The organism is Gottfriedia acidiceleris, from assembly GCF_004138285.1.
In the GTDB taxonomy this organism is placed as follows: Bacteria; Bacillota; Bacilli; order Bacillales; family Bacillaceae_G; genus Gottfriedia; species Gottfriedia acidiceleris_A.
On record NZ_SCFN01000001.1, the window covers coordinates 925,843 to 941,287 of the forward strand.

16 protein-coding genes are annotated in these 15,445 nt (G+C 33.4%); all 16 read left to right on the top strand.

What is annotated here, in order from left to right; all coding sequences use genetic code 11:
- The first annotated feature begins 39 nt into the window (after window positions 1–39).
- Entirely contained in the window at window positions 40–1,518 is a 1,479-nt protein-coding gene (gene spoIVA, locus EP747_RS04530) for a stage IV sporulation protein A (RefSeq protein WP_129688708.1), read from the top strand.
- A gap of 470 nt (window positions 1,519–1,988) precedes the next feature.
- Window positions 1,989–2,261 (top strand): HU family DNA-binding protein, encoded by a 273-nt coding sequence (locus EP747_RS04535; protein WP_056466694.1) that lies wholly within the window; start codon window positions 1,989–1,991, stop codon window positions 2,259–2,261.
- 244 nt (window positions 2,262–2,505) lie between these two features.
- Window positions 2,506–3,078, top strand: coding sequence for a GTP cyclohydrolase I FolE (gene folE, locus EP747_RS04540; protein ID WP_088010688.1), 573 nt, complete (start codon window positions 2,506–2,508; stop codon window positions 3,076–3,078).
- A 172-nt stretch (window positions 3,079–3,250) separates the two neighbouring features.
- Window positions 3,251–3,922: a heptaprenyl diphosphate synthase component 1 gene (locus tag EP747_RS04545; RefSeq protein ID WP_165346842.1), complete on the top strand. Its 672-nt coding sequence runs from the start codon at window positions 3,251–3,253 to the stop codon at window positions 3,920–3,922.
- A 41-nt stretch (window positions 3,923–3,963) separates the two neighbouring features.
- Window positions 3,964–4,674: a demethylmenaquinone methyltransferase gene (locus tag EP747_RS04550; protein WP_129688710.1), complete on the top strand. Its 711-nt coding sequence runs from the start codon at window positions 3,964–3,966 to the stop codon at window positions 4,672–4,674.
- A gap of 44 nt (window positions 4,675–4,718) precedes the next feature.
- Window positions 4,719–5,681, top strand: coding sequence for a heptaprenyl diphosphate synthase component II (gene hepT, locus EP747_RS04555; protein ID WP_129688843.1), 963 nt, complete (start codon window positions 4,719–4,721; stop codon window positions 5,679–5,681).
- Window positions 5,682–5,906: 225 nt separating this feature from the next.
- A complete protein-coding gene (gene ndk, locus EP747_RS04560; protein WP_129688711.1) occupies window positions 5,907–6,353 on the top strand; it encodes a nucleoside-diphosphate kinase in 447 nt (148 codons plus the stop codon).
- A gap of 249 nt (window positions 6,354–6,602) precedes the next feature.
- A complete protein-coding gene (gene aroC, locus EP747_RS04565) occupies window positions 6,603–7,772 on the top strand; it encodes a chorismate synthase (RefSeq protein WP_129688712.1) in 1,170 nt (389 codons plus the stop codon).
- Complete coding sequence (gene aroB, locus EP747_RS04570) at window positions 7,772–8,857, top strand: 3-dehydroquinate synthase (protein WP_129688713.1); 1,086 nt, start codon at window positions 7,772–7,774, stop codon at window positions 8,855–8,857. The genes aroC and aroB overlap by 1 nt, the downstream gene beginning before the upstream one ends.
- 196 nt (window positions 8,858–9,053) lie before the next feature.
- Window positions 9,054–10,337 (top strand): 3-phosphoshikimate 1-carboxyvinyltransferase, encoded by a 1,284-nt coding sequence (gene aroA / locus EP747_RS04575; protein WP_205753801.1) that lies wholly within the window; start codon window positions 9,054–9,056, stop codon window positions 10,335–10,337.
- A gap of 17 nt (window positions 10,338–10,354) precedes the next feature.
- Complete coding sequence (locus tag EP747_RS04580; protein WP_129688715.1) at window positions 10,355–11,614, top strand: tetratricopeptide repeat protein; 1,260 nt, start codon at window positions 10,355–10,357, stop codon at window positions 11,612–11,614.
- A gap of 54 nt (window positions 11,615–11,668) precedes the next feature.
- On the top strand, window positions 11,669–12,208 hold the full coding sequence (locus tag EP747_RS04585) for a ReoY family proteolytic degradation factor (RefSeq protein WP_069031873.1): 540 nt from the start codon (window positions 11,669–11,671) through the stop codon (window positions 12,206–12,208).
- A gap of 595 nt (window positions 12,209–12,803) precedes the next feature.
- Window positions 12,804–13,253 carry a DUF2487 family protein gene (locus EP747_RS04590; RefSeq protein ID WP_129688716.1) on the top strand — a complete coding sequence of 150 codons (450 nt, stop codon included), beginning with the start codon at window positions 12,804–12,806 and terminating at the stop codon, window positions 13,251–13,253.
- Window positions 13,254–13,396: 143 nt separating this feature from the next.
- On the top strand, window positions 13,397–13,900 hold the full coding sequence (locus EP747_RS04595) for a ubiquinol-cytochrome c reductase iron-sulfur subunit (protein WP_129688717.1): 504 nt from the start codon (window positions 13,397–13,399) through the stop codon (window positions 13,898–13,900).
- A 2-nt stretch (window positions 13,901–13,902) separates the two neighbouring features.
- On the top strand, window positions 13,903–14,577 hold the full coding sequence (gene qcrB, locus EP747_RS04600; RefSeq protein WP_056466653.1) for a menaquinol-cytochrome c reductase cytochrome b subunit: 675 nt from the start codon (window positions 13,903–13,905) through the stop codon (window positions 14,575–14,577).
- Window positions 14,578–14,640: 63 nt separating this feature from the next.
- Window positions 14,641–15,417 (top strand): menaquinol-cytochrome c reductase cytochrome b/c subunit, encoded by a 777-nt coding sequence (locus EP747_RS04605; protein ID WP_088010677.1) that lies wholly within the window; start codon window positions 14,641–14,643, stop codon window positions 15,415–15,417.
- Window positions 15,418–15,445 lie beyond the last annotated feature (28 nt).

Below are 15,445 nucleotides of genomic sequence, written 5' to 3' on the forward strand. Positions count from 1 at the left end.
CAATTATTCCCATGTATTGATAAATCGGGAGGGGAACACATGGAAAAGATAGATATTTTTAAAGACATTGCCGAGCGCACAGGAGGAGATATCTACTTAGGTGTTGTAGGTGCTGTGCGTACTGGTAAATCAACATTTATTAAACGCTTTATGGAAGCAGTTGTAATCCCTAATATTCAAAATGAAGCGGATCGTGCTAGAGCACATGATGAATTACCTCAAAGCGCTGCAGGTAAAACAATAATGACTACTGAACCAAAATTCGTTCCGAATCAAGGAGTAAAAATTCATGTAGCGGATGGGTTAGATGTAAATATTCGATTAGTAGATTGCGTTGGTTATAGTGTGCCAGGCGCTAAAGGATATGAGGATGAAAATGGTCCTCGAATGATTAGCACTCCTTGGTATGAAGAACCGATTCCATTTAATGAAGCGGCAGAAATCGGTACAAGAAAAGTTATTCAAGAGCATTCTACAATTGGAGTTGTTGTAACAACTGATGGCACAATTGGAGAAATAGCTAGATATGATTATATCGAAGCAGAGGAACGAGTAGTTGCTGAATTAAAAGAAGTTGGAAAGCCTTTCATTATGGTGATCAACTCTTCTCAGCCATATCATCCTAATACAGAGGCACTTAGACAAGAACTATCTGAAAAGTACGATATTCCTGTCATCGCATTAAGTGTTGAAGCAATGCGCGAAGGAGATGTATTAAACGTACTTCGCGAAGCTTTATACGAATTCCCAGTCCTTGAAGTGAACGTAAACCTACCTAGCTGGGTATTAGTTTTAAAAGAAAATCACTGGCTACGCCAAAGCTACCAAGAAGCAATTCAAGAAACAGTTAAAGATATAAAGCGTTTAAGAGACGTAGACTATGTAGTTGGCCAATTTAGTGATTATGAATTTATTGAACATGCACAACTTGCTGGAATAGATATGGGGCAAGGGGTTGCAGAAATTGATTTATCTGCACCAGATGAGTTATATGATCAAGTCTTAAAAGAAGTTGTAGGAGTAGAAATTCGCGGTAAAGATCATTTATTAGAATTAATGCAAGATTTCGCTCATGCAAAACAAGAATATGATCAAGTAGCAGATGCTTTAAGAATGGTTAAACAAACCGGCTACGGTATTGCTGCACCTTCGCTTTTAGATATGAGCTTAGATGAGCCAGAAATTATACGCCATGGTTCAAGGTTTGGGGTCAAATTAAAAGCAGTAGCACCTTCTATTCATATGATTAAAGTTGATGTCGAGTCAACGTTTGAACCAATCATCGGAACTGAAAAACAAAGTGAAGAACTTGTTAAATACTTAATGCAAGATTTTGAAGATAATCCATTATCAATTTGGAACTCAGATATATTTGGACGTTCATTAAGTTCAATCGTGCGTGAAGGCATCCAAGCGAAACTTTCTCTAATGCCTGAAAATGCAAGATATAAATTGAAGGAAACTTTAGAAAGAATTATTAACGAAGGAAGTGGCGGATTAATTGCAATTATCCTTTAATTATTAATTGATCAGGTGGTAAAAACCATCTGATTTTTTTTGTGTTTGCTAAAAATAAAGATTAATCTATAAAAATCTATTAGTCATATTTTATATAAGGAAAAGAAATTTGAAAAAATCAAAGAAAATTAGTCAGATAAATTAAACGCCATTCGACAAAAAACAACAAAAATAAATTTATTAAAAATCATCAAAAAAATTAAAAAAATGCCGATTAATTCAGTAACCATCGTACTTTCACGAGTACTTATAGCAAAATTGAAGACGAAAAATGAATTTTTCAGAAAAATCACTACCTGTTTTCGAGTAATTCCAACATTTTCTTATAAAACATATTGAAAAAAGCCGTAGAATCGTATAATATAAGGCATGACAAAGAAATTAATTGGAATTTGTTGTATAAAATTTAAAATTTTGGTCACAAATGAAATTAAGAAACATTTCTAAAATTTTGGGAGGAGGTGAAAGACATGAACAAAACAGATTTAATCAATGCAGTTGCTGAAGCTGGTGAATTAACTAAAAAACAAGCTACTTTAGCAGTAGACGCTGTATTCGAATCAATTCTTGGTGCGTTACAAAACGGGGATAAAGTACAATTAATCGGATTTGGTAACTTTGAAGTTCGTGAGCGTGCAGCTCGTAAAGGACGTAATCCACAAACTGGCGAGGAAATCGAAATCGCAGCTAGTAAAGTTCCAGCTTTCAAACCTGGTAAAGCGCTTAAGGATGCAGTAAAATAATTACATAATTTAAGCGAAAAAGAAGGATGCTAAAAAAAGCATCCTTCTTTTTTTTCTAAAAAAAGTCCCATGATTTTTGGACCAATAATTAATTTTGGACAAAGAAAGCGTTGTTTCAGGTGGTCTAAAAGAAAGGAAAAAGAAAGTATCCTTCTTTTTTTTGCCTATAAAAAAAGAATTATGTTAAAATAAAACGAATCTGATAGTGAATATTAGAATTTTTTTTAGCATGGGGGATCAATTAATGAATGAAGTTAATTTAGAAAAAATTGAACAAGCGGTTCGTCTAATTCTCGAAGCTATCGGTGATGATCCAAATAGAGAAGGAATTTACGAAACGCCAAAGCGAGTTGCGAAAATGTATGCTGAAGTATTCTCTGGTATGCGCCAAGATGAAAAAGCTCATTTACATAAAGTATTTGGTGAAGATCATGAAGAGTTAGTTCTTGTAAAAGATATTCCATTCCATTCAATGTGCGAGCATCATCTATTACCTTTTTACGGAGTTGCACATGTAGCGTACATACCTAGAAATGGTAGAGTAACTGGTTTAAGTAAATTAGCACGTACTGTGGAAACAGTAGCTAAAAGACCTCAGTTACAAGAGCGTATTACTGCTTCAGTAGTAGATGCAATTATGGATGTACTACAGCCTCACGGAGCAATGGTAGTTGTAGAAGCAGAACATATGTGTATGTCTATGCGTGGAGTAAGAAAGCCAGGCTCAAAAACTGTTACGACTGCAGTGCGTGGTTCACTTAAAGAGGATGTGCAAGGAAGAAATGAAATTCTTGCAATGATTCATTCAACTAAATAGAATCAAATAAAAAAAAGCAGGGCGTTTGACAGGCAGTCTGAAAGCCAGAAGTCCTGCTTTTTTTAAAATATTCATTATAAATAATGCAAGTTGATTGAGCAATCAACTTATACCATCTAAAATACTTATGGTATAATGAAAAAATCAGTTATAAATGGAATGGATGGAAATAATGAATAGTATTCACGAGTTAAAAAATGAAGTAATCACTCAAATCTTACATACGATTAGACACCCATATTTAAATCAACAACTTCTAGCACCGACCATTGATGATGTAAAGGTTACTTTATTAATAAATTTATTAAAAGACCACAATTTTTCAAGTGATAAAATTGTACATTACTGTAAAGCCTTGATGATTCATCAAATTGCATTAGATACACACGAAAAGGTATCCACATTTGAAGGTACTCCAATGGATCGCGAAAAGAAACAATTAACCGTTTTAGAAGGGGACTTATATAGTGGACTATATTACGATGCATTGTCTAAAACTGGGGAAATTGGTTTAATTCGAGAACTTTCATATGCTGTTAAAGAAATGAATGAAGAGAAGATAAATCTAGTTCACGAACAATTTAGTTCTTTAGAAGATCTTTTCAACTGTATAACTGTAATCGAATCAACTATACTTGTACATTTTGCAAAATTTATATCAGCTGAAGAATCAATAAAGCATATAGAGCAAGAGTGTTTAATGTCAAGGCTGAAAAAAGAATTCGAACAATCATCAGTTGAAAACTGCTCTGATTTTATTTTGCAATTTCAAAGAATAATGGGGATTGTTGATTTAGCTAAAACAAAAGAAGAATTATCAAAAATAATACAATTACAAAATTAATCTACATAGAAGTAATCGTAATTAGTTTAGTGGGGGTTTATATGACTCAATCAAAAGAAGAACGCGTACATGACGTGTTTGAAAAGATTTACAATAAATATGATACAATGAATGGTATTATTAGTTTTAGACGACATATTGCTTGGCGTAAACAAACTATGAAAATTATGAATGTTCAAAAAGGTATGAAAGCGCTTGATGTATGCTGTGGTACTGGTGAATGGACAATTGCACTTGCAAATACAGTTGGAAAAGATGGAGAGGTAGTAGGATTAGACTTTAGTAAAAATATGCTATCAATTGGTGAAGAAAAAGTTAAAAATATGCATTTAGACCAAGTAAAATTAATTCATGGAAATGCTATGGAGTTACCATTTGAGGACAACTATTTTGATGTCGTAACAATTGGATTTGGTTTAAGAAATGTTCCAGATTATTTTCAAGTGTTGAAGGAAATGACAAGAGTCGTAAAGCCTGGAGGTATTGTTGTGTGTTTAGAAACATCACAACCGACTGCATTTGGTATTAGACATGTGTATAAAGCGTATTTTAAATACATCATGCCGATTTTTGGGAAAATATTTGCTAAAAGCTTTAAAGAATATTCTTGGTTACAAGAAAGTGCAAGCACGTTTCCAGGAATGAATGAACTTGCAAATCTTTTCAAAAAAGCAGGATTAGAAAAAATAAAAATTAAACCTTATACTTTTGGTGTAGCAGCAATGCATTTAGGTGTTAAACCAAAAATCTAGTTACAAAAAAGCGAGAAAATGGGATGAATAGTAAGGTGAACGGAATGAAGGTTAAATGGAAATATTCTTATTTAAAAAAGGACATTAATGAGATTGAAAGCACGCTTCATAAAGTAGTCAATTCTTCACAGCCAATTTTGAAAAACGCATCTGTACAGTTGCTTGAATCTGGTGGTAAAAGAATTAGACCAGTTTTTGTATTGCTTAGTGCTAAATTTGGACAATATAACCTTCAATCGATTAAAAATGTAGCAGCTACTTTGGAAATCATACATATGGCATCATTAGTTCATGATGATGTAATTGATGAAGCTAGTTTACGAAGAGGTAAACCGACAATCAATTCAACATACAATGATCGTGTTGCTATGTATGCAGGGGATTTTTTATTTGCAAAAGCATTGGAATGTATGTCAGAAATCGAAATCCCATTGGCCCATCAAAAATTATCTGAGACTATTTTAGAGATTTGTTTAGGTGAGATTGAACAAATAAAAGATAAATATAATTTTGACCAAAATTTAAAATGTTATTTAAGAAGAATTAAACGAAAAACTGCACTTTTAATTTCAGCAAGTTGTGAAATAGGTGCAATTGCATCAGGAGCCTCTCCAGCTTTTCAAAAGTGTTTAAAAGATTACGGATACTATTTAGGTATGTCCTTTCAAATTATGGACGATATTCTTGATTTTACGGCTTCTGAGAAAGAATTGGGGAAACCAGCAGGTAGCGACTTAATTCAAGGGAATATTACATTACCTGTCTTGTTTGCGATGAATGATTCAGCTCTTAAAGAGAAAATTGTATCTGTTTATGAAGGAATCGATCCGGAAACTGTTAGACCTCTTATAAATCAAATTCGTAAAAGTACATATATTAAAGCAGCAAGAAAAGTTAGTGAAGCATATTTACAAAAATCTTTAAACAGTATCGATAGCCTTCCTAATAGTGAAGCAAAGGATATGTTAATATTAATTGCTAAAAATATTGGAAATCGAAAAAACTAGAGGCGGGGAAAATGCTAGTGCATTTACAACTGCCTCTTTTGGCTTTTTAATACGTATAGAATTACCGTTTATCAGTTATATTTATAAAAGTTAATCAAAAAATCTGGAAGCGATTTCAATTTTTATAATATAACAAGATTTTAAACTATTGATAATTTTATAAATTGATGTTACTATTCTACTGTGTTGTTTATACATAATTGAGATCAAGTGAGGTAGAGCATAATGGAAAGAACTTATTTAATGGTAAAACCTGATGGTGTACAACGTAACTTAATTGGTGAAATCGTTTCACGTTTCGAAAAAAAGGGTTTCCAATTAGTTGGAGCTAAATTAATGCAAGTGAGTAAAGAACAAGCTGAAACTCACTATGCAGAGCACAAAGAGCGTCCTTTCTTTGGTGAATTAGTAGACTTCATCACTTCAAGCCCAGTATTCGCTATGGTTTGGGAAGGCGAAAATGTAATCGCTACCGCTCGTCAAATGATGGGAGCAACAAACCCAAAAGATTCAGCACCAGGAACAATCCGTGGTGAGTATGCTGCAACTGTAGGTAAGAACATTATTCATGGTTCAGATTCACCTACTAGTGCAGAACGTGAAATCGGTATTTTCTTCAATCAAAATGAATTAGTTGAATACTCTAAGCTTATTAAAGAGTGGGTATACTAATAAAATAGTTTTACACAAAAAGGTCAGCATAATTGCTGGCTTTTTGTTTTATTTGAAATAATGATCATGTGTAGAGTATTCACAAAAAACTGCGCAGAAAATTACTTTTTTCGTAGGGATATTTCATTTTTTTGCAAAAAATCAAAAAAAGAGCCAAATTATGGTTCTTTTTTTATGTTAAATTCAGATTAGGTTATGGTATAGTAGTAACTAAATAATTTTAAACTTACATAAAGAGAAGGTGTTGACATGCGTTATTTAACAGCTGGTGAATCACATGGTCCACAATTAACTACAATTATTGAAGGTGTTCCAGCAGGCCTACCAATTTTAGCAGAAGAAATAAATGTTGAACTTCGTAGACGTCAAGGTGGATATGGAAGAGGGCGAAGAATGCAGATAGAAAAGGATACTGCTCAAATTACTAGCGGTGTTCGACATGGTTATACATTAGGCTCTCCTATCGCATTGGTTGTTGAAAATAACGACTTTAAACATTGGACTAATATTATGGGTGCTGAACCTTTAGACAATCTAGAATACGAAGGAAAAAGAAGCATTACAAAACCAAGACCAGGGCATGCCGATTTAAATGGAGCTATAAAATATGGTTTTAGAGATGTACGAAATGTTTTAGAGCGATCTTCAGCCCGAGAAACAACTGTACGTGTTGCAGCTGGAGCGGTGGCGAAAAAATTGTTAAGTGAGCTAGGAATCACAATTGCTAGCCATGTAATTGAAATTGGTGGAGTTAAAGCAAAAAATTTAGACTATAAAAATGTAGAAGACTTACATAATAGAGCTGAAAACTCAGAAGTAAGATGTATAGACGCAGAAGCTACAGAAAATATGAAATCATTAATTGACGATGCAAAACAAAATGGAGATTCAGTTGGTGGGATTGTAGAAGTTGTCGTTGAAGGTATGCCAGCTGGTGTTGGTAGCTACGTTCATTATGACAGAAAGCTAGATTCTAAAATTGCAGGAGCAATCGTAAGTATTAATGCCTTTAAAGGTGTAGAATTCGGAATCGGGTTTCAAGCTGGATCCTTACCTGGTAGTGAAGTTCATGATGAGATTGCATATTCAGAAGAACAAGGCTACTACCGATTATCGAACCGTGCTGGCGGTTTTGAGGGCGGTATGACAACAGGTATGCCAATTGTCGTTCGAGCAGTAATGAAGCCTATCCCGACGCTATACAAGCCGTTAAAAAGCGTTGATATTGAAACAAAGGAAGTTTATGAAGCAAGTATCGAACGTTCTGATAGCTGTGCTGTTCCAGCAGCAAGTGTAGTAGCAGAACATATTGTTGCTTGGGAAGTTGCAAAAGCAATTATTGAACAATTTGAATCAGATCAACTTGAGCGTTTAAAGCGTAATATTGAAGATTTCCGTGAGTATGCGAGGAATTTTTAATGAATGTGATAACAGTAAAAACAAGCTCTAAACAATACGATGTTTGTATAGGGTTTGGAGTATTGAGTCAACTGCAGTCAAAGTTGGACAACTTAGTACCTAAAGTTTCAAAAATATTAATCATTACAGATGATCAAGTTGCTCCACGTTATTTAGAGGAAGTACTACTAAATTGTAGTAAATCTTATAAAGTTGAACAATTTATCATTCCACATGGTGAAAAAAGTAAGAGTTTTGCAATATACGAAAATTGTTTAACTTATTGTTTTGATGTCCAATTAGATCGTAATAGTTTAATAATTGCTTTAGGTGGGGGAGTAGTTGGTGATTTAGCAGGATTTGTTGCAGCTTCTTATATGCGTGGTATTCGTTTTATCCAATTACCAACTACTTTACTCGCCCACGATAGTGCTATAGGTGGTAAAGTAGCTATAAATCTTCCAAAAGCTAAAAATATAGTTGGCGCATTTTATCAGCCGGAACTAGTATTGTATGAATTAAGCTTTTTAACTACTTTGCCAATAGAGGAATGGAGATCAGGTTTTGCTGAAATTAGTAAGGAAGCTATGATTTCTTCTAATGACAATTTGAATTGGTTAATGGAAAATATTCTTTCACTTGAAGATTTAGATAATGAGTTAGTTCAAAAATGTGTGACAATGGGAATAAGTGTAAAAAATGAAATTGTATCCAAGGACGAAAGAGAAAATGGTGAAAGAGCATTTTTAAACTTAGGCCATACACTTGGGCATGCAATTGAAGCTTATTTAGGTTATGCTAAATCAACTCATGGTGAGGCAATTGCATTTGGAACTTTATTTTCAATCTATTTGAGTGAACAGTTCTTTGAAGTTGACTTAAAGTTTAATGAGATTTTAAATTGGTATAATCTATTGAATTATCCTGTTTATTCAAATTTAGAAGTAGAACCAATTGTAAATTTAATGAAACAAGATAAGAAAAATATAGATTTGAAAATAAACTATATATTATTAAAAAGTTTTGGGAATCCAGTGATTTGTGAATTAGAGGAAGACTTTATAAAAGAAAATTTAGATTGTTTTTTAAAACAAATAATTTCATAATACTTACCTGAAAATGGTGTTTTGATCAAATGTTAAATCAAAATATCATTTTCTTTTTCTAAATTAAGCCAACTTAATCATTGAAAATGAAAAACATAGGACAATTCGTCGAATAGAATTTCAGAGAAAAAAAAGGTTTGATTTAATAAAAAATGGAATGTAAATACATATAGAAAGGTTAGATAAGGTGACGATGATGAGAAATTCCCAGTTAGAAAAAATCCGTTTAGTTGGTGATGTGACAATTCCAGGAGATAAATCAATATCTCATAGAGCAATTATGTTTGGATCATTAGCGAAAGGGACTACAAAAATTACTAACTTTCTATTAGGTGAAGATTGTTTAAGTACGATTGCGTGTTTTAGAAAATTAGGTGTACAAATCGAAGTATCAGAAGATGAAGTAGTCGTTTATGGTAAAGGAATTGAAGGACTTAAAGAGGCACATGAAGTACTTGATGTAGGAAATTCGGGGACAACAGCAAGATTAATGATGGGAATATTAAGTGGTTTACCTTTCCATTCAGTTATTATTGGTGATGAATCTATTGGTAAAAGACCAATGAAACGTGTTACAAAACCATTAAAAATGATGGGAACTTCTATAGATGGACGTGAAGACGCTACATATACACCTATTTCTATTAGAGGAGGTTCACTGAATAGTATTTCTTATGCTTCTCCTGTTTCAAGTGCACAAGTTAAATCTTCAATTTTACTAGCTGGTTTATTCGCAAAAGGTACAACGACTGTGACTGAACCAGAAAAATCTCGTGACCATACTGAAAGAATGCTAAAGGCATTTGGGTGTGAGTTAGTAGTTGATGGAAACAAAGTCTCAATTAATGGAAACCAAGAATTATCTGCAACAGATGTTATTGTACCAGGGGACATTTCATCAGCAGCATTTTTCTTAGTAGCAGGTTCGATTGTTCCTAATAGCGAAATATTGTTGAAAAATGTAGGGGTCAACCCTACTAGAACAGGGATATTAACTGTTTTAGAAAGAATGGGCGCCAATATAACATTAGAGGATGAAAAAGTTGTAAACGGAGAACCAATTGCGAATATTCGAGTGAAATCATCAAATTTAAAATCTACTGTAATCGGTGGGGCTGAAATTCCTACATGTATCGATGAGTTACCTATCTTGGCATTAGCAGCAGCTTTAGCAGATGGAGAGACCATTATTAAAGATGCTGAAGAGTTAAGAGTAAAGGAAACAGATCGTATCCAGACTTGTGTAACAGAACTTACAAATCTTGGTGTAAGCATTGAAGCAACAAAAGATGGTATGATTATACAAGGAAATAGTTCTTTAATAGGTGCTAATGTAAATTCACATGGAGATCATCGAATGGGAATGATGCTTTCAATTGCTGCATTACTTGCTAAAGGTGATACAATTATTGAAAATACAGAATGTATAGCTGTATCTTTTCCGAACTTTAAAGAGCAATTAAATGATTTAATTAAGTAGTCATATGAGGTGTAAGAATGAGTTTATACGAAGCTGTTCAGTTAATAGAGAACGGTCATACAGAAAAGGGATTAGATTTATTAAGAAAGAATTTAAAAACTGCAAACGATGAAGAAAAATACGAAGCAGCACTTCTTTTTCAATCATTAGGATTTGTGGAAGATGCGAAAAATATCATTGAAGATTTAGTTTACTTATACGATGACGACGATGATCTTAAAATAATGTATGCAGAAATACTATTGGACCTTGATTTGGAAGACGACGCTTTAGAAATTTTACTTGCGATAAATGAAGATAGTGAGAGCCGAGTTCAAGCACTTTTATTAATGGCTGATCTATATCAAGTTCAAGGTCTTGATGAAGTAGCTGAACAAAAATTATTTGAAGCAAAAAGACTTTTACCTAATGAACCTGTAGTAGATTTTGCATTAGGGGAGTATTATTTTAGTAAATATGATTATAAAAAAGCAGTTCCATTTTACGAAAAACTTGCTAATCAAGAAATTGAAGTGAGTGGCGTAAATAAAGATTTAAGACTTGCTGAATGTTTAAGTGCTGAAGGTGAATGGGAAGATGCAATTTCCTATTATGAAAAAGGAATTCAGAAAACAAAAGACTTCCATACACTATTAGGATATGGCATTACGCTATTTCAAGCTGAACGATATGCAGCCTCTATTCCAGTATTCGAAGAAGCAATCTTCTTTGATCCTGAATATTTAGTAGCACATTTATGGCTAAGTAAAGCACATGACCTTGAAGGCCAAATTCAAGAAGGCTATGATATATTACAAAAAGCTTTACTTGTTGATGAAACAAATGTAGAATGCCTTTTATCAGCAGCAAAATTAGCTCGTAAAATGAAAAATTTAGAAGCAAGTAAAAAACATTTACAGGAAGCATTAATTTATGATCCTTCGCTTATCGAGGCAGTTCAGTTATTAGTCGGAATTCTTTTCGAAGAAGAAGATTTCGATGACATAATTAGTACAATTGAACTAGCAATTGAGCATGGTGCTTCAGATCCTCACTTTAATTGGGACATAGGCAAAGCATATTATGGAAATGAAAATTATGAATTGGCATTAAAACAATATCGTCTAGCATATAATGACTTTAACCAGGAAATTTCCTTCTTAAAGGAATACGGAGACCTATTGTTTGAAGAAGGCTTAGTACAAGAAGCAAAAGAAGTTTACAGTAAACTTGTAGACGATGAGTATCTACAGGAAGAAGTAAGAGAACGTCTTGAAAGAATAAATGAAATTCTGTAATTTTCTTTATTCAGAAAAGGGGACAAATTTTAAGGACAGAGGAGGGATTTAATAATGGCAACCCCTGTATCTGTGAATGAGAAGAAAGATTTTGTTAAGTGGTTTCTAAGTAATTTTCAGTTAAAGCAAAGAGAATGTGTTTGGATTTTAAATTACCTAATGAGCCATGATTATTTAATGAAAAAGGTTCATTTCGTAGAACAATCTAAATATTGTCCACGTGGATTAGTGATGTCGACAAACTGTGTTAAAGAAGTGCCATTTCATTTTTATAAACAAAATGTTATGACAACGGATGCAGAGAAATCATTTCACGATATTCGACTAAATAGGGATGAGGATATTTATATCCAGCTCAATTTTAAATCTTCTTTTCAATATCCGATGTTTGTTTCAGTTTTAGAAGAGAACCCACATATACCAAAAAACTTAAATAGTAACGAGAAAGACCGCGTAATTGCTGAAAAGCTATTGTCAGATTCAATTATTAATTTCCAAAAAGACAGATTGATGAAAATGATTGATGAAGCTTTAGATAAACAAGACAAAAAGCTTTTCCAAGAATTAACTAAGCAACTGAATTCATTAACTTAATGTAAACCTGAAAAAAGTCCTCATTTATGGGGGCTTTTTTACTGTTGAAAAGGTATTTGCTAATTGAACACAATTAATTTTTATTGTTAAATAAGATATGTGAGATTATTTTCCATTTTTAGGACCCTCGCTTTTAAGTGTGGCAAGATTCATGCTCTTTATCGTCATATGCGTTCCTTTTTGGTTTTTAGCTTTCTTATATATCCCACAGGAGTCGAGCGTTCAATCAACTTATACGAGTTAAAAATTACAGTATTAACTTAAGATTAGCTAATTACTCATAAAAAAATACTCATCTAAAAAAATTAGTAAAAAAGTCACTTAAATAGAAAGATTCTTGCATTATTGATTGATCTCATCGAAATATTTGCTTTGAAATGGAGTAGTTCAACTAAATTCGCAACTTTTTAATATTAATCAGTAAGCTGTAAAAGGGAGTTCTGAATGATCCTTTTAAACTCACTGGAAAATCCATTATTAGCGGACTTTTTTTCTTTCTTAAAATAGTAATGTATGGTTAAATGGAAAATAGAAATTTGTTCACAAAAATTTCACAATTATAAATAAATTATTTTAATAGAAAGAGGTAATTTTGATGAAATGGACAACTAATGAATTAAATCAAGTTATTGAGAATCTGGAGTACATCGATACGATCATTATTCCACTTTGTCCTGTGTCTTTTAAAAAAGAAAATATTGGTCTAGCCGAGCAAAGAGAGGACTTAATAATACTTACTTCGGAACTTGAACGTACATATAAAGGCAGAGTTGTAATTGCTCCGGAATTTACTTATTTACCTGAAGAATCTAATAAAATAAACCGATTAAAAGCTTGGTATGAAGAGTTTAAAGCTAATGGAATTAAGCATGTTTTTTATTTAACATGTGATTTTGATTGGAGACAGTCAGAAGCTGAAATGGATGAATCATTAATTTGGTTACCAAATTTAAATATCAATAGCTTAGATGAATCATCACAAAGAGTAATAGTAGATAAACAATTATCTCACATAAATGCATTATTTTCTAAAATATGGGGATAAAAATAAAAACAACATTATTACTATGATTATTATTAGGATATTATTGACCTTCTAAATTTGTTATTATATTATGAAAGTGTCCTAGTTTTATTATTATAGCTGTTGTCCGTACAGGAGTACTTGTGATAGAGGGGGGAATTTTCATGAGTGAAAAGGTTTCAAGACGCCAGTTTTTAAACTACACTTTAACAGGTGTAGGCGGCTTTATGGCGGCAGGAATGCTAATGCCATTGGCTCGTTTTGCCATTGACCCAGTTTTACAAAAAGAAGAAGCTGGAGCAATGGTGCAAGTTGGACTAGTTAAAGATTTAACGACTGACCCAAAACGCTTTGACTTTAAAGTTAAGCAGGTAGATGGTTGGGTTAAATCTGATGCGTCACACATTGCATGGGTGTACAAGAATTCAAATGGAGACATCGTTGCGTTATCACCTACTTGTAAGCATTTAGGCTGTACAGTTGGTTGGAACGACAATAAAGATTTTCCAAATCAATTCTTCTGTCCATGTCATGGCGGTCGTTACCATAAGGATGGTAAAAACATTAAAGGTACACCACCGCTTGGTCCACTAGACAACTATGCGGTAAAAGTGAAAGGTGATTCTTTCTATCTTGGTAAACTAGAACCAAATACAGGAGGTAAATAATCGTGCTTAACAAAATTTACGACTGGGTAGATGAGCGATTAGAAATTACGCCTCTTTGGAGAGATATCGCTGATCATGAAGTACCAGAACACGTTAATCCAGCACATCATTTTTCAGCATTCGTATATTGCTTCGGTGGATTAACATTTTTCGTTACAGTAATTCAAATTTTATCTGGAATGTTCTTAACAATGTACTATGTTCCAGATATCAAAAATGCATGGGAATCAGTTTATTACTTACAAAACAACGTTGCATACGGACAAATCGTTCGTGGTATGCATCACTGGGGTGCAAGTTTAGTAATTGTTATGATGTTTTTACATACTTTACGTGTATTCTTCCAAGGCGCATATAAAAAGCCTCGTGAGCTTAACTGGGTTGTAGGGGTTTTAATCTTCTTCGTAATGCTTGGATTAGGCTTTACAGGATATTTATTACCTTGGGATATGAAAGCGTTATTTGCGACTAAAGTAGGTCTGCAAATTGCTGAACAAACACCATTTATTGGTAAGCAAGTGAAAACGTTAATTGCAGGTAATCCGGAAATCATCGGTGCACAAACATTAACTCGTTTCTTCGCAATCCATGTATTCTTCTTACCTGGTGCTTTACTTGCTCTTATGGGTGCCCATTTCTTAATTATTCGTAAGCAAGGTATTTCAGGTCCACTATAAGATTTAGTGCATGGGGCTTTAGTAAAAAATGACTAAAGTGTGTCGAAATAAAGGAGGGAGAACATGCATCGCGGTAAAGGAATGAAATTTGTAGGTGACTCACGTGTACCTGCAATGGCAGGACGTAAACCTAATGTACCAAAGGATTATTCAGAATATCCTGGTAAAACTGAAGCATTCTGGCCAAACTTCTTATTAAAAGAATGGATGGTAGGAGCAGTTTTCTTAATTGGATACTTAACATTAACAATTGCACATCCATCTCCACTTGAGAGGGTTGCAGACCCAACTGATACTGGCTATACGCCATTACCAGACTGGTATTTCTTATTCTTATATCAATTCTTAAAATATAGCTATGCTTCTGGTGACTATAACGTAATTGGTGCTTTCGTAATTCCTGGATTAGCATTTGGTGGCCTATTATTAGCGCCATTCTTAGATCGTAGTCCACATAGAAAACCAATTAAACGTCCATTAGCTACAGGATTTATGCTATTAGCTTTATCTGGTGTAATTTATTTAACATGGGAAGCTGCGGCTCACCATGACTGGAAAAAACAAAAAGAACAAGGTAAAATCCGTACTTTTGTTGAATTAAATAAAGAAGATCCAGCATATAAACTATTGCAAAAAAATACTTGTGTATCTTGCCATGGCGATAATCTTGAAGGTGGCGCAGCAGCTCCAAGTCTTCAAAATAATGGTTTAAAACCTGAAGAAATCGCTCATATCGCAAGAAACGGTCGAAAAGCGATGCCAGCTGGTGTATTTAAAGGTACTGACGCAGAACTTAAAGTGCTAGCTGAATTCGTTTCAAAAGCAGGTAAAACAGAGTAATTAAAAGAGAGTCGAATTTTCGACTCTT

What these genes read in the sequence shown, in the direction of transcription:
- spoIVA (WP_129688708.1), top strand. Translation starts at nt 40, where the DNA reads ATGGAAAAGATAGATATTTTTAAAGACATTGCCGAGCGCACAGGAGGA.
- EP747_RS04535 (WP_056466694.1), top strand. Translation starts at nt 1,989, where the DNA reads ATGAACAAAACAGATTTAATCAATGCAGTTGCTGAAGCTGGTGAATTA.
- folE (WP_088010688.1), top strand. Translation starts at nt 2,506, where the DNA reads ATGAATGAAGTTAATTTAGAAAAAATTGAACAAGCGGTTCGTCTAATT.
- EP747_RS04545 (WP_165346842.1), top strand. Translation starts at nt 3,251, where the DNA reads ATGAATAGTATTCACGAGTTAAAAAATGAAGTAATCACTCAAATCTTA.
- EP747_RS04550 (WP_129688710.1), top strand. Translation starts at nt 3,964, where the DNA reads ATGACTCAATCAAAAGAAGAACGCGTACATGACGTGTTTGAAAAGATT.
- hepT (WP_129688843.1), top strand. Translation starts at nt 4,719, where the DNA reads ATGAAGGTTAAATGGAAATATTCTTATTTAAAAAAGGACATTAATGAG.
- ndk (WP_129688711.1), top strand. Translation starts at nt 5,907, where the DNA reads ATGGAAAGAACTTATTTAATGGTAAAACCTGATGGTGTACAACGTAAC.
- aroC (WP_129688712.1), top strand. Translation starts at nt 6,603, where the DNA reads ATGCGTTATTTAACAGCTGGTGAATCACATGGTCCACAATTAACTACA.
- aroB (WP_129688713.1), top strand. Translation starts at nt 7,772, where the DNA reads ATGAATGTGATAACAGTAAAAACAAGCTCTAAACAATACGATGTTTGT.
- aroA (WP_205753801.1), top strand. Translation starts at nt 9,054, where the DNA reads ATGAGAAATTCCCAGTTAGAAAAAATCCGTTTAGTTGGTGATGTGACA.
- EP747_RS04580 (WP_129688715.1), top strand. Translation starts at nt 10,355, where the DNA reads ATGAGTTTATACGAAGCTGTTCAGTTAATAGAGAACGGTCATACAGAA.
- EP747_RS04585 (WP_069031873.1), top strand. Translation starts at nt 11,669, where the DNA reads ATGGCAACCCCTGTATCTGTGAATGAGAAGAAAGATTTTGTTAAGTGG.
- EP747_RS04590 (WP_129688716.1), top strand. Translation starts at nt 12,804, where the DNA reads ATGAAATGGACAACTAATGAATTAAATCAAGTTATTGAGAATCTGGAG.
- EP747_RS04595 (WP_129688717.1), top strand. Translation starts at nt 13,397, where the DNA reads ATGAGTGAAAAGGTTTCAAGACGCCAGTTTTTAAACTACACTTTAACA.
- EP747_RS04605 (WP_088010677.1), top strand. Translation starts at nt 14,641, where the DNA reads ATGCATCGCGGTAAAGGAATGAAATTTGTAGGTGACTCACGTGTACCT.